Origin of the sequence: Streptomyces sp. P9(2023), from assembly GCF_032436795.1 — a bacterium.
In the GTDB taxonomy this organism is placed as follows: Bacteria; Actinomycetota; Actinomycetes; order Streptomycetales; family Streptomycetaceae; genus Streptomyces.
This window is the reverse complement of the sequence record NZ_JAUPWM010000055.1, coordinates 1-15,391: the sequence shown is the minus strand read 5'-3', so window position 1 is coordinate 15,391 and position 15,391 is coordinate 1. Positions and strand designations below refer to the sequence as shown.

14 protein-coding genes and 2 tRNA genes are annotated in these 15,391 nt (G+C 71.1%); 12 read left to right on the top strand and 4 right to left on the bottom strand.

Features of this window, described 5'->3' with window-relative positions; all coding sequences use genetic code 11:
- Positions 1-27 precede the first annotated feature (27 nt).
- On the bottom strand, positions 28-474 hold the full coding sequence (locus tag Q5762_RS35215) for an SSI family serine proteinase inhibitor (RefSeq protein ID WP_315896392.1): 447 nt from the start codon (positions 472-474) through the stop codon (positions 28-30).
- A 212-nt stretch (positions 475-686) separates the two neighbouring features.
- On the opposite strand from Q5762_RS35215, the gene Q5762_RS35210 reads away from it, so the two are divergent.
- The 3 genes from Q5762_RS35210 to Q5762_RS35200 all read left to right on the top strand — a co-directional run bounded on the left by Q5762_RS35210 (position 687) and on the right by Q5762_RS35200 (position 1,978).
- Positions 687-777 (top strand) — tRNA-Ser (locus Q5762_RS35210).
- A 230-nt stretch (positions 778-1,007) separates the two neighbouring features.
- Positions 1,008-1,080 (top strand) — tRNA-Arg (locus tag Q5762_RS35205).
- A gap of 367 nt (positions 1,081-1,447) precedes the next feature.
- Positions 1,448-1,978 (top strand): Bro-N domain-containing protein, encoded by a 531-nt coding sequence (locus Q5762_RS35200; protein WP_315896391.1) that lies wholly within the window; start codon positions 1,448-1,450, stop codon positions 1,976-1,978.
- Here the strand turns inward: Q5762_RS35200 and Q5762_RS35195 are convergent.
- Positions 1,975-2,376, bottom strand: a complete 402-nt coding sequence (locus tag Q5762_RS35195) for a hypothetical protein (protein WP_315896390.1) — start codon at positions 2,374-2,376, stop codon at positions 1,975-1,977. The two genes, Q5762_RS35200 and Q5762_RS35195, sit on opposite strands and share 4 nt — an antisense overlap.
- Positions 2,377-2,424: 48 nt before the next feature.
- Here Q5762_RS35195 and Q5762_RS35190 point away from each other — a divergent pair, with 48 nt between their 5' ends.
- The 8 genes from Q5762_RS35190 to Q5762_RS35155 all read left to right on the top strand — a co-directional run bounded on the left by Q5762_RS35190 (position 2,425) and on the right by Q5762_RS35155 (position 12,648).
- Entirely contained in the window at positions 2,425-3,285 is an 861-nt protein-coding gene (locus tag Q5762_RS35190; protein ID WP_315896389.1) for a DUF2797 domain-containing protein, read from the top strand.
- 42 nt (positions 3,286-3,327) lie between these two features.
- Entirely contained in the window at positions 3,328-4,191 is an 864-nt protein-coding gene (locus tag Q5762_RS35185) for an amidohydrolase family protein (RefSeq protein ID WP_315896388.1), read from the top strand.
- Between the two features lie 81 nt (positions 4,192-4,272).
- Positions 4,273-5,010: a response regulator transcription factor gene (locus Q5762_RS35180; protein WP_315896387.1), complete on the top strand. Its 738-nt coding sequence runs from the start codon at positions 4,273-4,275 to the stop codon at positions 5,008-5,010.
- Positions 5,011-5,018: 8 nt separating this feature from the next.
- Positions 5,019-6,554, top strand: a complete 1,536-nt coding sequence (locus tag Q5762_RS35175) for a HAMP domain-containing sensor histidine kinase (RefSeq protein ID WP_315896386.1) — start codon at positions 5,019-5,021, stop codon at positions 6,552-6,554.
- Positions 6,555-6,725: 171 nt separating this feature from the next.
- Positions 6,726-8,036: a glycosyltransferase gene (locus Q5762_RS35170; RefSeq protein ID WP_399495422.1), complete on the top strand. Its 1,311-nt coding sequence runs from the start codon at positions 6,726-6,728 to the stop codon at positions 8,034-8,036.
- Positions 8,036-10,168, top strand: coding sequence for a glycosyltransferase family 39 protein (locus tag Q5762_RS35165; protein ID WP_315896384.1), 2,133 nt, complete (start codon positions 8,036-8,038; stop codon positions 10,166-10,168). The genes Q5762_RS35170 and Q5762_RS35165 overlap by 1 nt, the downstream gene beginning before the upstream one ends.
- Before the next feature lie 89 nt (positions 10,169-10,257).
- Positions 10,258-11,820, top strand: a complete 1,563-nt coding sequence (locus Q5762_RS35160) for an MFS transporter (RefSeq protein WP_315896383.1) — start codon at positions 10,258-10,260, stop codon at positions 11,818-11,820.
- Positions 11,821-11,874: 54 nt separating this feature from the next.
- Positions 11,875-12,648 carry a TetR/AcrR family transcriptional regulator C-terminal domain-containing protein gene (locus tag Q5762_RS35155; RefSeq protein ID WP_315896382.1) on the top strand — a complete coding sequence of 258 codons (774 nt, stop codon included), beginning with the start codon at positions 11,875-11,877 and terminating at the stop codon, positions 12,646-12,648.
- 99 nt (positions 12,649-12,747) lie between these two features.
- Here the strand turns inward: Q5762_RS35155 and Q5762_RS35150 are convergent, their stop codons facing one another.
- The gene (locus Q5762_RS35150) at positions 12,748-14,364 is read right to left on the bottom strand and encodes an MDR family MFS transporter (protein WP_315896381.1); all 1,617 of its coding nucleotides are present in this window, start codon (positions 14,362-14,364) and stop codon (positions 12,748-12,750) included.
- 15 nt (positions 14,365-14,379) lie between these two features.
- On the bottom strand, positions 14,380-14,823 hold the full coding sequence (locus Q5762_RS35145) for a MarR family transcriptional regulator (RefSeq protein ID WP_315896380.1): 444 nt from the start codon (positions 14,821-14,823) through the stop codon (positions 14,380-14,382).
- 235 nt (positions 14,824-15,058) lie between these two features.
- On the opposite strand from Q5762_RS35145, the gene Q5762_RS35140 reads away from it, so the two are divergent.
- Positions 15,059-15,292, top strand: a complete 234-nt coding sequence (locus tag Q5762_RS35140) for a hypothetical protein (protein WP_315896379.1) — start codon at positions 15,059-15,061, stop codon at positions 15,290-15,292.
- The last annotated feature ends 99 nt before the right edge of the window (positions 15,293-15,391 follow it).

Genomic DNA, 15,391 nt, shown 5'->3' with positions numbered 1-15,391 from the left:
GGGCAACATCCCGACGGCATCCTCACGTCATCCCCGCACGTGGGAGAGGCGAGGGAGCAGGGGTTCGAGGTTCTCCCACCGCTCGATCTCGCAGCCGTTGGCGCGGGAGAAGCGGGCGTCGACGGTACGTCCCCGCCACTCGCCGGTGATGTGCGCGACGGCGTCTCCGCCGTGCTGGAGGGAGCAGATCCGGTCCTTGCCGACGGGCGCGAACGGGTCGTTCCTGGCCTTGGCGTGATCGGCGAGCCGTCTGCATGCCCCGTCGGCGGCGGGATGGTCCCCACCGGCCTTGTCCCCGCACTCCAGCTTGAACGTTCCGTCGGCGCTGCGGTGGCCGGTCTTGGAGATGGTCACGGTGAGCGCGTCGGGGCTGGGCGCGGAGAGGAGGGGGAGGGGCGGAAGGGGCCCGAGCGCGCCGCCGCCGAGGCCGGCGGCGGAGGCGAGCAGGGAGGCGAGGACGAGAGGTCGCAGCACGGGAACTCCAGGGGGGCGGGGACGTGGGCAGGGGGAACCTTCTGCCGTCTCACGTCTAACGCTCCGTACTGCCGTTCGTTGCGCAAGCGGGGTGCGCCGAGGGGCTTTGCTCTCCGCCCCGGAGGCCTAGTACGGTGAGAAGCGATTGGTGACACCAGGCGCGCCTGTGTCATCATCTGCACGCACCACTCGCGCTCGCGCGAAGGTGCGGAGGAGGCGTCGCCTAGTCCGGTCTATGGCGCCGCACTGCTAATGCGGTTTGGGTCTTAAAGCCCATCGAGGGTTCAAATCCCTCCGCCTCCGCCCCACCCCGAAGCCCCGGCCCACACGGCCGGGGCTTCGGCCGTTCCGGCCCCGTTCCCCCACCCCGGAACGTCACCCGTCCGGCGGTGTCACGAGGTCACGAGGAACGGCCCAGGATGACGTTTCCGCAGGTCAGGCAGGGTCTGCGCAATGGATTTCGCGCTACGGCGCAGGTCATGTAATGTTGTCCACGCAACGCCGACCGGCAAGAAAAAAGCCGAGAAGCACAAGCACTCGTAGCTTAACGGATAGAGCATCTGACTACGGATCAGAAGGTTGCAGGTTCGAATCCTGCCGAGTGCACACAGGTGAGAGGCCCGGACGAGAGTCCGGGCCTCTTGCGTTTCCGGGCCGAGCCCGCCTGGGCGACGGGGCCGACGCGGCAGGTGAAGGCGACGTGATCCGTCCACTCGTCCGGGCCTGTGCCCCAGGTGCCGAAGATCATGTCTATCGGCCGTGGACGCGATTCTGGGGTGCGGGACGGCGGATCTGGGGCTCGACTGCATGGTGGGTGCCCACTCGGCCGAGTAGCTGGGGCTGATGGGGAGGGAACTCCTCTCGTTTCCATGCGGGTTGCCGGGGTGGGGGTCCTCCTTTGGGTGAACGTGGGGGGATTTCATGACGATTGAATATGCCTGTGGCCTAGCTTCCCTCGTGGAGGTGGTGCTCGATGGACGAGCAGCGGGACGCGATCGATGTCGGGGACTTCGTGTTCGCGGCGACGGGGGCGCGGGTGCGGAGGTTGACGATGCCGGACGGGACGCACTGGTTTCCCGCTGTCGAGGCCGCACGGCAGTTGGGGTACGTCAATGCGCGGCAGGCCGTGCTCGTTCATGTGGAGGCGGTGCGGCAGCGGAGGCTCGGGGAGCTGGTTCGGGGGGTCTGTGGGGGAGAGGTCGCGCGGGTGCTCGCGGGGAGTGGGCTGCGGAAGTCCGTGAAGATGCTCGACCTCCAAGGGCTCGTCCAGCTCGTCACCGCCGGCACCAAACCCGCGTGCGCGCCCTTCAAGGCCTGGGTCTCCGAGGTCGTCGCCGCCGTGCAGCGTGACGGGTCCTACGGCCTCGAACCCTCGCCCGTCCACTGGGGGTACGTCCTGCCGCCCGAGATCGTCGACATCGTCGTACGGGTCGAGACCAGGGCCGTGAGTGGTTTCCTCGACGGGTTCACCGTTCCCCTGCAGCGCTCCCCCCACGCGCCCTAGGCCTCGGGTACGAATGCCCGTACCGCTACCACCTGCTCCGCGTCCTCGTAGATGATCCTTCCCGGCGTCCGGGTCTCCACGCGTACGCACGGGACCCCGTGCGCCGACAGGATGTCCAGGTACGGGAGGACCCGCGTCAGCGGGGTCGTCGCCGTGGCGCGGAACCAGGCCGCCGCCCCCGGGTTCAGGGTCGCGTCGTAGACCGTCGGGTCGACCGTCGTCGGGTTCGTGACATGGGTGTCGTACCAGTCGTTCGACGCCCGCCAGAGCGCGTGTTCCGTCACCGACAGCCTGCCCTCCCGCGCCAGCCCGTTCGTCAGGGCGAACACGCCGGGGAAGTGGCCCCGCGGGCTTCGGGTCGGGGACTGGAAGCGGATGTAGTAGCGGAGACTGGGCATCTCGCGAGAGTAGGGCGGTGTCGGTTCGTGGTGTGGCGGTCTTCCGGGATGCGGTGGAGTGACGGGGCTCCCGCGCTGCGGTGGGAAGGTGGGCGGGTGTCCGCGCTCGTCCACGGGCAGGCGCTCGCCTTTCGGGCCGTCGGGGCCCGGATGTGTCCCGGCGCCCGTGGGAATCCCTGTCCGCTCGCCGCCACCGTGCCCGGCCGCTCCACCGGCGCCCGGTGCCCCGAGTGCGCGCGGCTCGACCGGGCCCACTCCGTCGCCGCCGACACGATCGCCGACGACCCCCGCCCGTACCGCGTCTACCTCGCCTGGTTCGGTCCCGGGATGACCAAGGTCGGGATCACCGCCGAGGAGCGCGGTCCCGCCCGGCTCCTTGAGCAGGGGGCCGTCGCCTTCTGCTGGCTCGGGCGCGGCCCGCTCATGGCCGCGCGGCGCACCGAGGAGCTGCTGCGGCACGCGCTGAAGGTGCCGGACCGGATCCCGTACGACCGGAAGCGCGCCGTCCGGCACGCCCTGCCCGGCCCGGACGCCCGTCGCCGCGAGATCGAGGAGCTGTACGGGCGGGCCACCGCGCTCCCCGGCTGGACCGAGACCCTCGAACGGCTGGACTTCCGGGCGTACGACCACGGCGACGCCTTCGGGCTGCACGGGCTGCCCCCGCTCTCCGCCACCGTCACCGAACTCGTCGACGACGGCGTCGTCGCCGGCCGCCTCCTCGCCGCCGCCGGGCCCGACCTGCACCTCCTCGACCCCGAAGGCCGCTGCCTCGCCCTCGACACCCGGCTCGTTCGGGGATGGGGCCTTGTCGCCGTCGATGCCCGTGTCGGTGAGCAGTCCGTCACTGTGCCCGTCCGTGTGCTGCGTCACCCCCTCCACGGTGTTCAGGACGGGCTCTTCTCACCATGAGCCTGTAGACACCGTCCCGCCCTCCGCCCCATCGTGATCCACATGACCCACAGCGAGCTCGTCCAGCGACTCGGGATCCCCGGGCTCGTCGACGTCCACACCCACTTCATGCCCCAGAACGTCCTCGACAAGGTCTGGTCCTACTTCGACGCCGTCGGCCCCCTCACCGGCATGGCCTGGCCCATCACCTACCGCGAGGAGGAGGACCGCCGTGTCGCGCTCCTCCGGGAGTTCGGGGTGCTCGCCTTCACCTCGATGCTCTATCCGCACAAGGCCGGCATGGCCGAGTGGCTCAACAGCTGGGCCGCCGACTTCGCCGCCCGTACCCCCGACTGTCTGCACACCGCCACCCTCTACCCCGAGCCCGGCGCCACCGGCTACGTCCGCCGGGCGGTCGACTCCGGTGCCCGTGTCTTCAAGGTGCATCTCCAGGTCGGCGGGTTCGATCCCAATGATCCGCTTCTTGACGACAGTTGGGGGCTGCTCGGTGAATCCCGTGTGCCCGTCGTCATCCACTGCGGCTCCGGGCCCGCCCCCGGCAAGTTCACCGGGCCCGGGCCCGTCGGGCAGCTGCTCGCCCGGCATCCCCGGCTGCGGCTGATCGTCGCCCACATGGGGATGCCCGAGTACGCCGACTTCCTCGATCTCGCCGAGCGGTACGACGGCGTCCACCTGGACACCACCATGGCCTTCACCGACTTCAGCGAGCGCCTCGCGCCCTTCCCCGTCGCCGAGCTGCCCCGGCTGCGCGAGCTCCAGGACCGGATTCTCCTCGGGTCCGACTTTCCCAACATCCCCTATCCGTACGTCCATCAGCTCCACGCCCTCGAACGGCTCGGTCTCGGCGACGACTGGCTGCGGCGCGTCCTGTACGCGAACGGGGCATCGCTGTTCTCCCTCGCGTAGCCAGTGCGGCCCCTGAGCTTTCTCAGGGAATTCACAGGTGACGGAAAGGGTTGTCTCACCGCGCCCCTCCACCTTGGTCGTATGACCGCGACCAAGCCCCAGGGGCGTACCGACATGCTTCGGCCCGACGGCTCCGCCGTCCGCGTGCTCGTCGTGGACGACGAGGCCTCGCTCGCCGAGCTGCTCTCCATGGCCCTGCGCTACGAGGGCTGGCAGGTCGACAGCGCCGGCGACGGCGCCGGGGCGCTGCGCGTGGCCAGGAAGTTCCGGCCCGACGCCGTGATCCTCGACGTGATGCTGCCCGACATGGACGGGCTCTCCCTCCTGGGCCGGCTGCGGCGCGACCTGCCCGATGTGCCCGTGCTCTTCCTGACCGCCAAGGACTCCGTCGAGGACCGGATCGCCGGGCTCACGGCCGGCGGCGACGACTACGTCACCAAGCCGTTCAGCCTGGAGGAGGTGGTGGCGCGGCTGCGCGGGCTGATCCGGCGGTCCGGCGCCGCGCAGGCGCGCAGCGAGTCGCTGCTCGTCGTCGGCGACCTGACCCTGGACGAGGACAGCCACGAGGTCACCCGCGGCGGCGAGTCGATCCACCTCACCGCGACCGAGTTCGAGCTGCTCCGCTATCTGATGCGCAACCCGCGCCGGGTGCTCAGCAAGGCGCAGATCCTCGACCGGGTGTGGTCGTACGACTTCGGCGGTCAGGCCAACGTCGTCGAGCTGTACATCTCCTACCTCCGCCGGAAGATCGACGCCGGTCGGGCGCCCATGATCCACACCCGGCGCGGCGCCGGGTACCTCATCAAGCCGGGGGAGTAGTACCGCAGATGTTCCGCTCGCCCCGGTCCTGGTCGCTCCGGACCCGGCTCGTCGTCTCCGCCGTCACCCTCATCGCGGTCGTCGCCGCCGTCATCGGGACGGTGACGACGATCGCGTTCCGGTCGTATTTGTACGACCAGGCCGACGGTCAGCTGCGGGACGTCTCCAAGCGCGCGCAGGGCCCGCCGCCCTCGATGCGCGGCGCCGGGGACCCGGGCGGCCGTGACCCGCTCGCCTTCGTCCTGGGCCCCGGCGCGCCGCTCGGCACGGTCGGCGCCGTCATCGGGGCCGGCGGGACGCTGGAGAAGGCCGACTGTTCCGTGGAGGTCGAGCAGTCCGGGTACGGGCGGAAGGCCACCAGCAACCCGCTCGACGACGCCCAGCGCACCGCGCTCGCCTCCGCGCCGCGCGACGGCCGGCCGCACACCGTGGAGATGCCCGGCCTCGGCGACTACCGGGTCGCGTACGTCTCCGGCGGCAACGGCGACGTCCTCGTCGGGCTGCCGCTCGACCAGCTCCAGGGCTCGCTGTCCACCCTGATCGTCGTCACCGTGAGCGTCACCGGCGCCGGTCTCGTCGCCGCCTCGCTCGCCGGGGGCGCGCTGGTCGGGATCGCGCTCCGCCCGCTGCGCAGGGTCGCCGCGACCGCCACCCAGGTCTCCGAACTCCCCCTCCACAGCGGCGAACCGGCCCTCCACCACCGCGTTCCCGAGGCCGACCCGCGCACCGAACTCGGGCAGGTCGGCGCGGCCATCAACCGGATGCTCGACCACGTCCACCGCGCGCTCCACGCCCGCCAGCAGAGCGAGACGCGGGTACGGCAGTTCGTCGCCGACGCCAGTCACGAGCTGCGGACCCCGCTGGCCTCGATCCGCGGCTACGCGGAGCTGACGCGGCGCGGCAGGGAGGAGTGCGGGCCGGACACCCGGCACGCGCTCGGCCGGATCGAGTCCGAGGCGACCCGGATGACGGGGCTCGTGGAGGACCTGCTGCTCCTCGCCCGCCTGGACGCCGGACGCCCGCTCTCGTACGAGAGCACCGATCTCGCTCCGCTGGTCGTGGACGCCCTCTCCGACGCCCGCGCGGCCGGCCAGGACCACAAGTGGCGGCTCGAACTGCCCGACGACGGCGTGGACGGTACGGCGATGGGTGCGAACGGGGGCGCCGACGCGCAGCCCGCCGTGACCGTACGCGGCGACAGCGCCCGGCTCCACCAGGTCCTGGTCAACCTCCTCGGCAACGCCCGCACCCACACCCCGCCCGGCACGACCGTCACCGCGCGCGTACGGGCCGAGGGCGGCTGGGCGCTCGTCGAGATCGAGGACGACGGGCCCGGCATCCCGGCCGAGCTGCTGCCCTCCGTCTTCGAACGGTTCGCCCGCGGCGACGCCTCCCGGACCCGGCACGCGGGCGGCACGAGCAGCACCGGTCTCGGCCTCGCCATCGTCCGCGCCGTCGCCACGGCCCACGGCGGAGAGGTCGAGGTCAGCAGCCGTCCGGGGCGGACCCTCTTCGTCGTACGGCTGCCGCGCGAAAGCGAGTAGCGGGCCTGCCGTAGCGTGCCTGCCGGCTCGGTCGGCCGGCGGGCGGCTCGGTCGGTCGGTCGGTCGGCCAGGCGATGACGCTTCCGATCCTTCGGCCGGCGCCTGGTACTCACAGCCTGACCACAGGCGCAGCACACAGCCGTGACAGCCGTCCCGGCGAGGGTCTGGGGCATGCGAACCCAGACCATCGCGGGCCCCGCCGCCGATGTCGGCGCCCTCCCCGCCCGGGAACATCTCCCCGCCCCGGAACACCTCCCCGCCCGGGACCGCCTGGCCGACGGCGCGACCGGGCGGCCCGTCCTCGACGTGGTGATCCCCGTCTACAACGAGGAGAAGGACCTGGAGCCGTGCGTCCTGCGCCTCCATGACCACCTCTCCCGGACCTTCCCGTACGGCTTCCGCATCACCGTCGCCGACAACGCCTCCACCGACCGCACCCCCGAGGTGGCGGCCGACCTGGCCGCGAAGCTGCCCGAGGTGCGGTCCGTGCGCCTGGAGCAGAAGGGGCGGGGGCGGGCCCTTCGGACCGTCTGGTCGCACTCGGACGCGCCCGTCCTCGCCTACATGGACGTGGACCTGTCCACCGACCTCAACGCCCTCCTCCCGCTCGTCGCGCCGCTCATCTCCGGCCACTCCGACCTGGCGATCGGCTCCCGGCTCGCGCGCTCCTCGCGGGTGGTGCGCGGGCCGAAGCGGGAGTTCATCTCGCGGGCGTACAACCTGATCCTGCGCGGCTCGCTCGCCGCCCGGTTCTCCGACGCGCAGTGCGGGTTCAAGGCCATACGGGGTGAGGTCGCCGAGCGGCTCCTTCCGATGGTCGAGGACTCCGGCTGGTTCTTCGACACCGAGATGCTGGTCCTCGCCGAGCGGGCCGGGCTCCGCATCCACGAGGTGCCGGTCGACTGGGTCGACGACCCGGACTCCACCGTCCACATCGTCAGGACCGCGACCGACGACCTGAAGGGCGTGTGGCGGGTCGGCCGGGCGCTCGCCACCGGTTCGCTGCCGCTCGACCGGCTCGCCCGGCCCTTCGGCGACGACCCGCGCGACCGCCAACTGGCGGGCGTTCCTGGTGGGTTGGCCAGACAGCTCGTCGGCTTCTGTGTCGTCGGTGTGCTGTCCACCCTCTTCTACCTCGCTCTCTACTCGGCCTTCCGGCTCGGAGCCGGTTCCCAAGTCGCCAATGCCGCAGCCCTTTTGGTGTCCGCCGTCGCCAACACCGCCGCCAACCGCCGGCTCACCTTCGGCGTACGGGGCCGGGACCGGGCCGTACGCCACCAGGCACAGGGGCTCGTCGTCTTCGGCATCGGCCTCGCCCTGACGAGCGGCTCGCTCGCCGCGCTCGGCGCGGCCACCGGCGACCCGGCCCACTCCACCGAGCTCGCCGTCCTGATCGTCGCCAACCTCGCCGCGACCGTCCTGCGCTTCCTCCTCTTCCGGCTCTGGGTCTTCCCGGACGCCGCCGCCTCAAGGACCAGCTGATGAGCACCACGAGCCCGTACGACCCCGCTGCCGCGCCCGGCGCCGCCTCCCCACCCGGCCGCCGCCTCGACCGCCGCCCTGACCGCCGTCTCCATCGGCTCTGGCGCGGGCGGGCCGAGGACGCGCGCTGGGTGCGCCCCGCCTTCATCGCCCTCCTCGCCGTCACCACCGCGCTCTACGTCTGGAACCTGAGCGCCTCCGGTTACTCCAACTCCTTCTACTCCGCCGCCGTCCAGGCCGGCGGCGAGAGCTGGAAGGCCTTCTTCTTCGGCTCGCTCGACGCCGCCAACGCCATCACCGTCGACAAGCCGCCGGCCGCGCTCTGGCCGATGGCCCTGTCCGTGCGCCTCTTCGGGCTCGGCTCCTGGCAGATCCTGCTGCCGGAGGTGCTGATGGGGGTGGCGACGGTCGCCGTCCTCTACGCGGCGGTACGGCGCCGGTTCGGCGCGGGCGCCGGGCTGATCGCGGGCACGGTCCTCGCGTTCACCCCGGTCGCGGCGCTGATGTTCCGCTTCAACAACCCGGACGCGCTGCTCGCCCTGCTGATGACCGTCGCCGTGTACTGCGTGCTGCGGGCGCTTGAGGACGCGAAGGCCGGCGCGAAGTGGCTGGTGTGGGCCGGGGTCGCGTTCGGGATCGCCTTCCTCGCCAAGACGCTCCAGGCGTTCCTGATCCTGCCGCCGCTCGCGGTCGTGTACGCGGTGTGCGCGCCGGTCGGGTTCGGTCGCAGGATCGGTCAACTGGCGCTCGGCGGGCTCGCGATGCTCGTCTCGGCCGGGTGGTGGGTCGCCCTGGTCGAGCTGTGGCCGACGGGCTCCCGCCCGTACGTCGGAGGCTCGCAGAACAACAGCTTCCTTGAGCTGACCTTCGGCTACAACGGGCTCGGCCGGATCAACGGCAACGAGACCGGGAGTGTGGGTGGTGGCGGTGCCGGCGGCCCCGGGGGCGGAGGCGGAGGCGGGGGCCGCTGGGGTGAGACCGGGATCGGACGGATGTTCAACGACGCCGTCGGCGGGCAGGTCTCCTGGCTGTTGCCGGCCGCCCTGATCCTGCTCGTGGCCGGTCTGGTGATCACCTGGCGGGCCCGCAGGACGGACACCGCACGGTCGGCGTTCCTGGCCTGGGGCGGTTCGCTGCTGATCACGCTGGTGGTGTTCAGCTTCATGGCCGGCATCTTCCACGAGTACTACACGGTGGCCCTGGCCCCGTACATCGCCGCGCTCGTCGGCATGGGCGCGAGCGTCCTGTGGGAGGAGCGCGGGCGGTTCCCGGCCTCGGTGGCCCTCGCGGTGACGGTCGCGGCGACGGCCGTGTGGGCGTACGTCCTGCTCGGCCGGACGCCCGACTGGCTGCCGTGGCTGCGCTGGACGGTCCTGGTCGCGGGCTCGCTCGCCGCGCTGGGGCTGCTGCTGGCCGGGCGGCTCGACCGGCGCGTCGGCCTCGGGCTCGCGGGCCTCGGTCTGGTGACGGGGCTCGCGGGACCGTTCGCGTACACGCTGGAGACGCTGAGCACCGGCCACCGGGGCTCGATCGTGACGGCGGGTCCTTCGACGGGTGGTCGCGGGGTGGGTGGTGCGGGTGGCCGTATGCCTGGTGGGGGCGGCGGCGATGACGGCATGCGGATGGACGGCGGTACCTCGTCCCAGCGCCAGGGCCAGGGCCCGGGCCAGGGTGGCATGGCGCCCGGTGGCCGTGGCCAGATGCCCGGCGGCACCCTGCCCCAGGGCATGGAGCGCGGCGGTGCAGGTGGTGGCGGTGGCGGAATGGGCGGTCTGCTCAACGGCGCCTCCGTCGGTTCCAAGGCCAAGGCCGCCCTCCTCGCCGACGCCGACGACTACACCTGGGTCGCCGCCGCCATCGGCGCGCAGAACGCCGCCAGCTACCAGCTCGCCACCGAGAAGCCGGTCATGGCGATCGGCGGCTTCAACGGCAGCGACCCGTCCCCGACCCTCGCGCAGTTCAAGCAGTACGTCGCCCAGGGCAAGATCCACTACTTCGTCGGTGGCGATGGCGGAGGGGGAATGGGCGGAGGCGGTGGCAGTGGCTCGGACATCTCCAGCTGGGTCTCCTCCACCTTCGAGCAGGTCACCGTCGACGGCGCCACCCTCTACGACCTGACCCAGGAGAAGTAGGCCGCCCGGATAATCGCTATACGGCGTACGAGAGACCCTTGTACGGTGTACGAGCTTCAGTCCCGTACACCGTACAAGGAGTGCTGTCCATGACGGCGACGACCGCCGAATCCTCACCCTCACCCCCCGCCACCACCGGCGGCCATCCCCAGCGCTGGCTGATCCTCGGCGTCATCTGCCTCGCCCAGCTCACCGTGCTGCTCGACAACACCGTCCTCAGCGTCGCCATCCCCTCGCTGACCTCGGAGCTCAACGCCTCCACCAGCGACATCCAGTGGATGATCAACGCCTACTCGCTCGTCCAGTCCGGCCTGCTGCTCACCGCCGGCAACGCCGCCGACCGCTACGGCCGCAAGAAGCTCCTCGCCGTCGGTCTCGCGCTCTTCGGCCTCGGCTCGCTCGCCGCCGGCCTCGCCGAGTCCACCGGCCAGCTGATCGCCGCCCGGGCCGGCATGGGCGTCGGCGGCGCGCTGCTCATGACCACCACCCTCGCCGTCGTCATGCAGATTTTCGACGACTCCGAGCGGGTCAAGGCCATCGCTCTCTGGTCCACCGTCAGCTCGCTCGGCTTCGCCGCCGGACCGCTGATCGGCGGCGTGATCCTCAACCACTACTGGTGGGGAATGATCTTCCTCATCAACATCCCGGTGGCGCTCATCGGCCTCGGCGCCGTCCTCAAGCTCGTACCGGAGTCGAAGAACCGGCAGGGTGACCGCCCCGACCTGCTCGGCGCGGTGCTCTCCACCATCGGCATGGTGGCGGTCGTGTACGCGATCATCACCGGCCCCGAGCACGGCTGGACCTCAGCCGAGGTGCTGGTCCCGGCCGCCATCGGTGTCGTCGTCCTCGGTGCCTTCGCGCTGTGGGAGCTCCGCATCCCGTACCCGATGCTCGACATGCACTTCTTCCAGAACCAGAAGTTCATCGGCGCCATCGGCGGCTCGCTGCTCGTCGTCTTCGGCATGGGCGGCTCGCTCTTCCTCCTCACCCAGCACCTGCAGTTCGTGCTCGGTTACGAGCCGCTGGAAGCCGGTCTGCGGATGGCGCCGCTCGCGCTGACGATCGTCGGCCTCAACCTGACCGGCATCGGCCCGCGCCTGGTCATGAAGATCGGTACCCCGCCGGCGGTCCTGCTCGGCATGACCCTGGTCTCCGGCGGCCTGCTGTCGATCGCCGTGCTCGGCGGCGGTACCGACGGCAGTTACTGGGGCATGCTCCTCGGCCTGCTCTTGATGGGCGCCGGCATCGCCGTCTCCTCCCCGGCCATGGCCAACGCCATCATGAGCTCGATCCCGCCGGAGAAGGCGGGTGTGGGCGCGGGCATCAACGGCACCCTCGCCGAGTTCGGCAACGGCCTGGGCGTCGCCGTCCTCGGCGCCGTCCTCAACGCCCGGTTCGCGGCGCTCGTCGCCGTCACCGCGACCTCGCTGCCCGCGGCCCTCGCGGCTGCCGGCAGCGACGCCGAACGGGCGGACATCTCGGACGCCTTCGCGTCGGGGCTCCAGACCAGCCAGCTGGTCGGCGCGATCGCCGTCTTCGCCGGTGGCGTGGTGGCGGCGGCGCTGCTCAGGCGGGCGGAGCGGTCGGAGAAGCGGGCGGCGGCAGACCAGGCCGAGGCGACGGCAGACCAGGCCAAGGCGGCGGCTGAATAGCATGGGGGCCAGGTACCGCTGAACCGCTGACAGGTGAACACACGGAGGAACGCGATGGTCAAGGCCGCGGACCGGGCCAAGAACCCGGCGCGTTCCAGCGTGTGGCTGGAGCAGCGCCCCCCGCGCAACGGGGGCGGCCCGGCCGGACTCGACCGCGAACGGATCGTGACGACCTCGATCCGGATGCTGGACGAGGACGGCCTGGCCGGCCTCTCCATGCGCAAGCTGGCGACCGAACTGGGCGTCACGGCCATGTCCCTGTACTGGTACGTGGACACCAAGGACGACATCATCGAGTTCGCCCTCGACTCCGTCTACGGTGAGATCGACATCGCCGCGGTCGACGCCGCCGGGAGCTGGCAGGAGCGGATCCGCGTACTCGCCCTGGACTACCGGCGGATGCTGGTGCGCCACCCCTGGACGTCGCCGTGCGCGGGCCAGTACCTGAACATCGGCCCGCACGCGATCGCCGTCGGCACCAAGATCCAGGAGGCGGTCAAGGACACCGGCCTGCCGATGAACCGGCAGCCGAGCGCGATGTCGGCCGTCTTCCAGTTCGTGTACGGGTACGGGACGTTGGAGTCCCAGTTCGGGCGGCGGGCGGCCGAGGCCGGCATGTCGCAGGACGACTTCTACGTCGAGGCGATCAAGGCCTTCCGCGATGATCCCCAGTTCGTGGAGGCGGTCGAACCGATGGCGGAGATCCTCGACGAGCGGGCCTCGCACGGCAGCGTCAGCGCGATCTGGGACCGGGACTTCGAGTACGCCCTGGATGTGCTGGTCGCGGGCATCGAGGTGATGGTCGCGCGGGAGGCGGAAACGTCTTGAGCGCGTAAGACGAAATGACGGAGCGGCGGGCCGTCCCCTGCCCGCCGCTCCGTACCCACCCCGGCCGCGCCTCCGCTCGAAGCGCGGCCGGGAGTCTTTTCAGCCCTCGTTCGTGGTGCTGGTGCTGGTGCTGGTGCTGGTGCTGTTGCTCTTCAGGGCGACCTCCCTGATGAAGAGCGTCACCACGAAGGCGAGCAGCGCGAACGGCGCCGAGTAGAGGAAGACGTCCGCGACACCGTGTCCGTACGCGCTCTCCATGACGGTACGGATCGGGGCCGGCAGCTTGTCCATGTCCGGGATCGAGCCGGCGCCCGCCCCGCCGCTGCCCTGGCCCATCGCCGCGGCGGCCTTCGGGCCGAGCGCGGCGATGCCGTCCTGGACGTAGTGCGTGACCCGGTTGCCGAGCACCGCGCCGAGCGCCGAGACACCGACCGCACCGCCCAGGGAGCGGAAGAAGGTGACGACGGAGGAGGCGACGCCGAGGTCGGCCGGGGCCACCTGGTTCTGCGTGCAGAGCACCAGGTTCTGCATCATCATGCCGAGGCCGAGACCCATCACGGCCATGAAGAGCGCGATGTGCCAGTAGGCGGTGTCGTAGCGGATCGTGCCGAGCAGGCCGAGGCCGCCGGCCGTCAGGGCGCCGCCGCTGACCAGCCAGGCCTTCCAGCGGCCGGTCTTGGTGATGATCTGGCCGGAGACGGTCGAGGAGACGAACAGACCGGCGATCATCGGGATGGTCAGGACGCCGGACATCGTCGGCGACTCGTTCCGGGCCAGCTGGAAGTACTGGCTGAAGAACACCGTGCCCGCGAACATCGCGACACCCACGAAGAGCGAGGCGAGCGAGGCGAGGGTGATGGTGCGGTTGCGGAAGAGGCGCAGCGGGATGATCGGCTCGCTCGCCTTGGACTCGACGAGGAGGAAGAGCGCGCCGAGGAGGACGGCACCACCGACCATGACGGCTGTCTGCCAGGACATCCACTCGTACTTGTCGCCCGCGAAGGTCACCCAGATGAGGAGGAGCGACACCGCGGCGCTGATCACCGCCGCGCCCGCCCAGTCGACCTTGACGTCGCGACGCTTCACGACCGGGAGCTTCAGGGTCCGCTGGAGGACCAGCAGCGCGATGAGCGCGAACGGTACGCCGACGTAGAAGCACCAGCGCCAGCCGAGCCAGTCGGTGTCCGTGATCACGCCGCCGAGCAGCGGGCCGCCGACGGTGGCGACGGCGAAGGTCGCGCCGAGGTAGCCGCTGTACCGGCCGCGCTCACGCGGGGCGATCATCGCCGCCAGGATGATCTGGGAGAGCGCGGTCAGACCGCCGACGCCGATGCCCTGGACGACACGGCAGGCGATGAGCATGCCGGTGTTCTGGGAGAGACCGGCGACGACCGAGCCGGCGACGTAGATGATCAGCGCTATCTGGACCAGCAGCTTCTTGGAGAAGAGGTCCGCGAGCTTGCCCCAGAGGGGGGTGGTCGCGGTCATCGAGAGAAGCGCGGCGGTGACGACCCAGGTGTACGCGGACTGGCCGCCGCCGAGGTCCTTGATGATCTCGGGCAGGGCGTTGGAGACGATCGTCGAGGACAGGATGGCGACGAACATGCCGAGCAGCAGCCCGGAGAGCGCCTCCATGATCTGCCGGTGCGACATGGGCGCACCGTCGGAGGGGTGGCCGCCCGCCTGTTTCGACGGGGCGGGGGTGGTCGTGGCCATGAACGTCCTTTGCTTTTACGCGTGGTGGGCCCGGCAGTCCCCGAAGGAGTCGCGGAGTCGGGAGAGCAGGGTGGTGAGCAGTTCGACGTCGTCGTCGGACCAGTCCGCGAGGTTCCGCGTGAGCATCGCGGTGAGCCTGCGATCGAGTTCGTCCAGCTTCTCCCTGCCCTCGGCGGTGAGGTGCAGGATGCGGGAGCGCTTGTCGGCGGGGTCGGGAAGCCGTTCGACCCAGCCGCGTTCGACGGTGTGGGAGACGTGGCGGCTGCTGACGGACATGTCGACGGCCATGAGTTCGGACATCCGGCTCATCCGCATGTCCCCGTCCCGCTTGAGGAGGGCGAGGACGATGGCGGATCCGCTGGGGCAGTCGGCCGGCAGGGAGCGCGCCATGCCGCGCTTGACCGCGCCGATGGCGCTGACCTGACGGGCGAGGTTCTCGTACCGGTTGGGCTTGTCCATGGCGCACTCTCACATCTTGTTGCTTAGGGCAACCATAGAGATGGATGGTTGCTCCAGGCAAACTAAATCGGTCAAACCGCGCTAAAGAATCGGCAAAGGTGGGGGAGGGTGGGGGAGGCCCTGCGGGGGACGGTGGGGGGATCGGTGGCCGATCCGTGCCGGATCGGTGCCGGATCAGCTTGCGGTACGGCCGGGGCTTGGGCCCTCAACCCGGGGTTCGCTAGTGTCCAGGCTCATGGCACACAACCCCCAAGCACCGTACGGCCAGGGCCCCGGCCCCGAGGGCAACTACGACCCGGCCGGCAGCACCCAGATGTTCCGCGCCTTCGTCGACGAGGGCGCCCCGCAGGGTGGCGGCCGTCAGGCCGCCGTGGCCCCGCAGTCCTCCGGCCCCCGCGTGGGCCTCATCGTCGGCGTCGTCGCCGCGATCGTCGTCCTGGGAGCGGTGGCCTGGCTGGCCCTGGGCTAGGTGTATTGCCCCGGGAGGTTGGGGACGGGTGAGGGAGGTCTCGGCTGAGGCGTCTTGAACGGGTGAGGGCCTTCCGGGTTCGGTGTGGATTGCGACATC

Excerpts from the sequence above, each read along its gene's own strand:
- Q5762_RS35145 (WP_315896380.1), bottom strand. The coding sequence starts at position 14,823 with ATGGACAAGCCCAACCGGTACGAGAACCTCGCCCGTCAGGTCAGCGCC.
- Q5762_RS35175 (WP_315896386.1), top strand. The coding sequence starts at position 5,019 with ATGTTCCGCTCGCCCCGGTCCTGGTCGCTCCGGACCCGGCTCGTCGTC.
- Q5762_RS35185 (WP_315896388.1), top strand. The coding sequence starts at position 3,328 with ATGACCCACAGCGAGCTCGTCCAGCGACTCGGGATCCCCGGGCTCGTC.
- Q5762_RS35190 (WP_315896389.1), top strand. The coding sequence starts at position 2,425 with ATGCGGTGGAGTGACGGGGCTCCCGCGCTGCGGTGGGAAGGTGGGCGG.
- Q5762_RS35140 (WP_315896379.1), top strand. The coding sequence starts at position 15,059 with ATGGCACACAACCCCCAAGCACCGTACGGCCAGGGCCCCGGCCCCGAG.
- Q5762_RS35160 (WP_315896383.1), top strand. The coding sequence starts at position 10,258 with ATGACGGCGACGACCGCCGAATCCTCACCCTCACCCCCCGCCACCACC.
- Q5762_RS35200 (WP_315896391.1), top strand. The coding sequence starts at position 1,448 with ATGGACGAGCAGCGGGACGCGATCGATGTCGGGGACTTCGTGTTCGCG.
- Q5762_RS35155 (WP_315896382.1), top strand. The coding sequence starts at position 11,875 with ATGGTCAAGGCCGCGGACCGGGCCAAGAACCCGGCGCGTTCCAGCGTG.
- Q5762_RS35150 (WP_315896381.1), bottom strand. The coding sequence starts at position 14,364 with ATGGCCACGACCACCCCCGCCCCGTCGAAACAGGCGGGCGGCCACCCC.
- Q5762_RS35170 (WP_399495422.1), top strand. The coding sequence starts at position 6,726 with ATGCGAACCCAGACCATCGCGGGCCCCGCCGCCGATGTCGGCGCCCTC.
- Q5762_RS35180 (WP_315896387.1), top strand. The coding sequence starts at position 4,273 with ATGACCGCGACCAAGCCCCAGGGGCGTACCGACATGCTTCGGCCCGAC.
- Q5762_RS35165 (WP_315896384.1), top strand. The coding sequence starts at position 8,036 with ATGAGCACCACGAGCCCGTACGACCCCGCTGCCGCGCCCGGCGCCGCC.
- Q5762_RS35195 (WP_315896390.1), bottom strand. The coding sequence starts at position 2,376 with ATGCCCAGTCTCCGCTACTACATCCGCTTCCAGTCCCCGACCCGAAGC.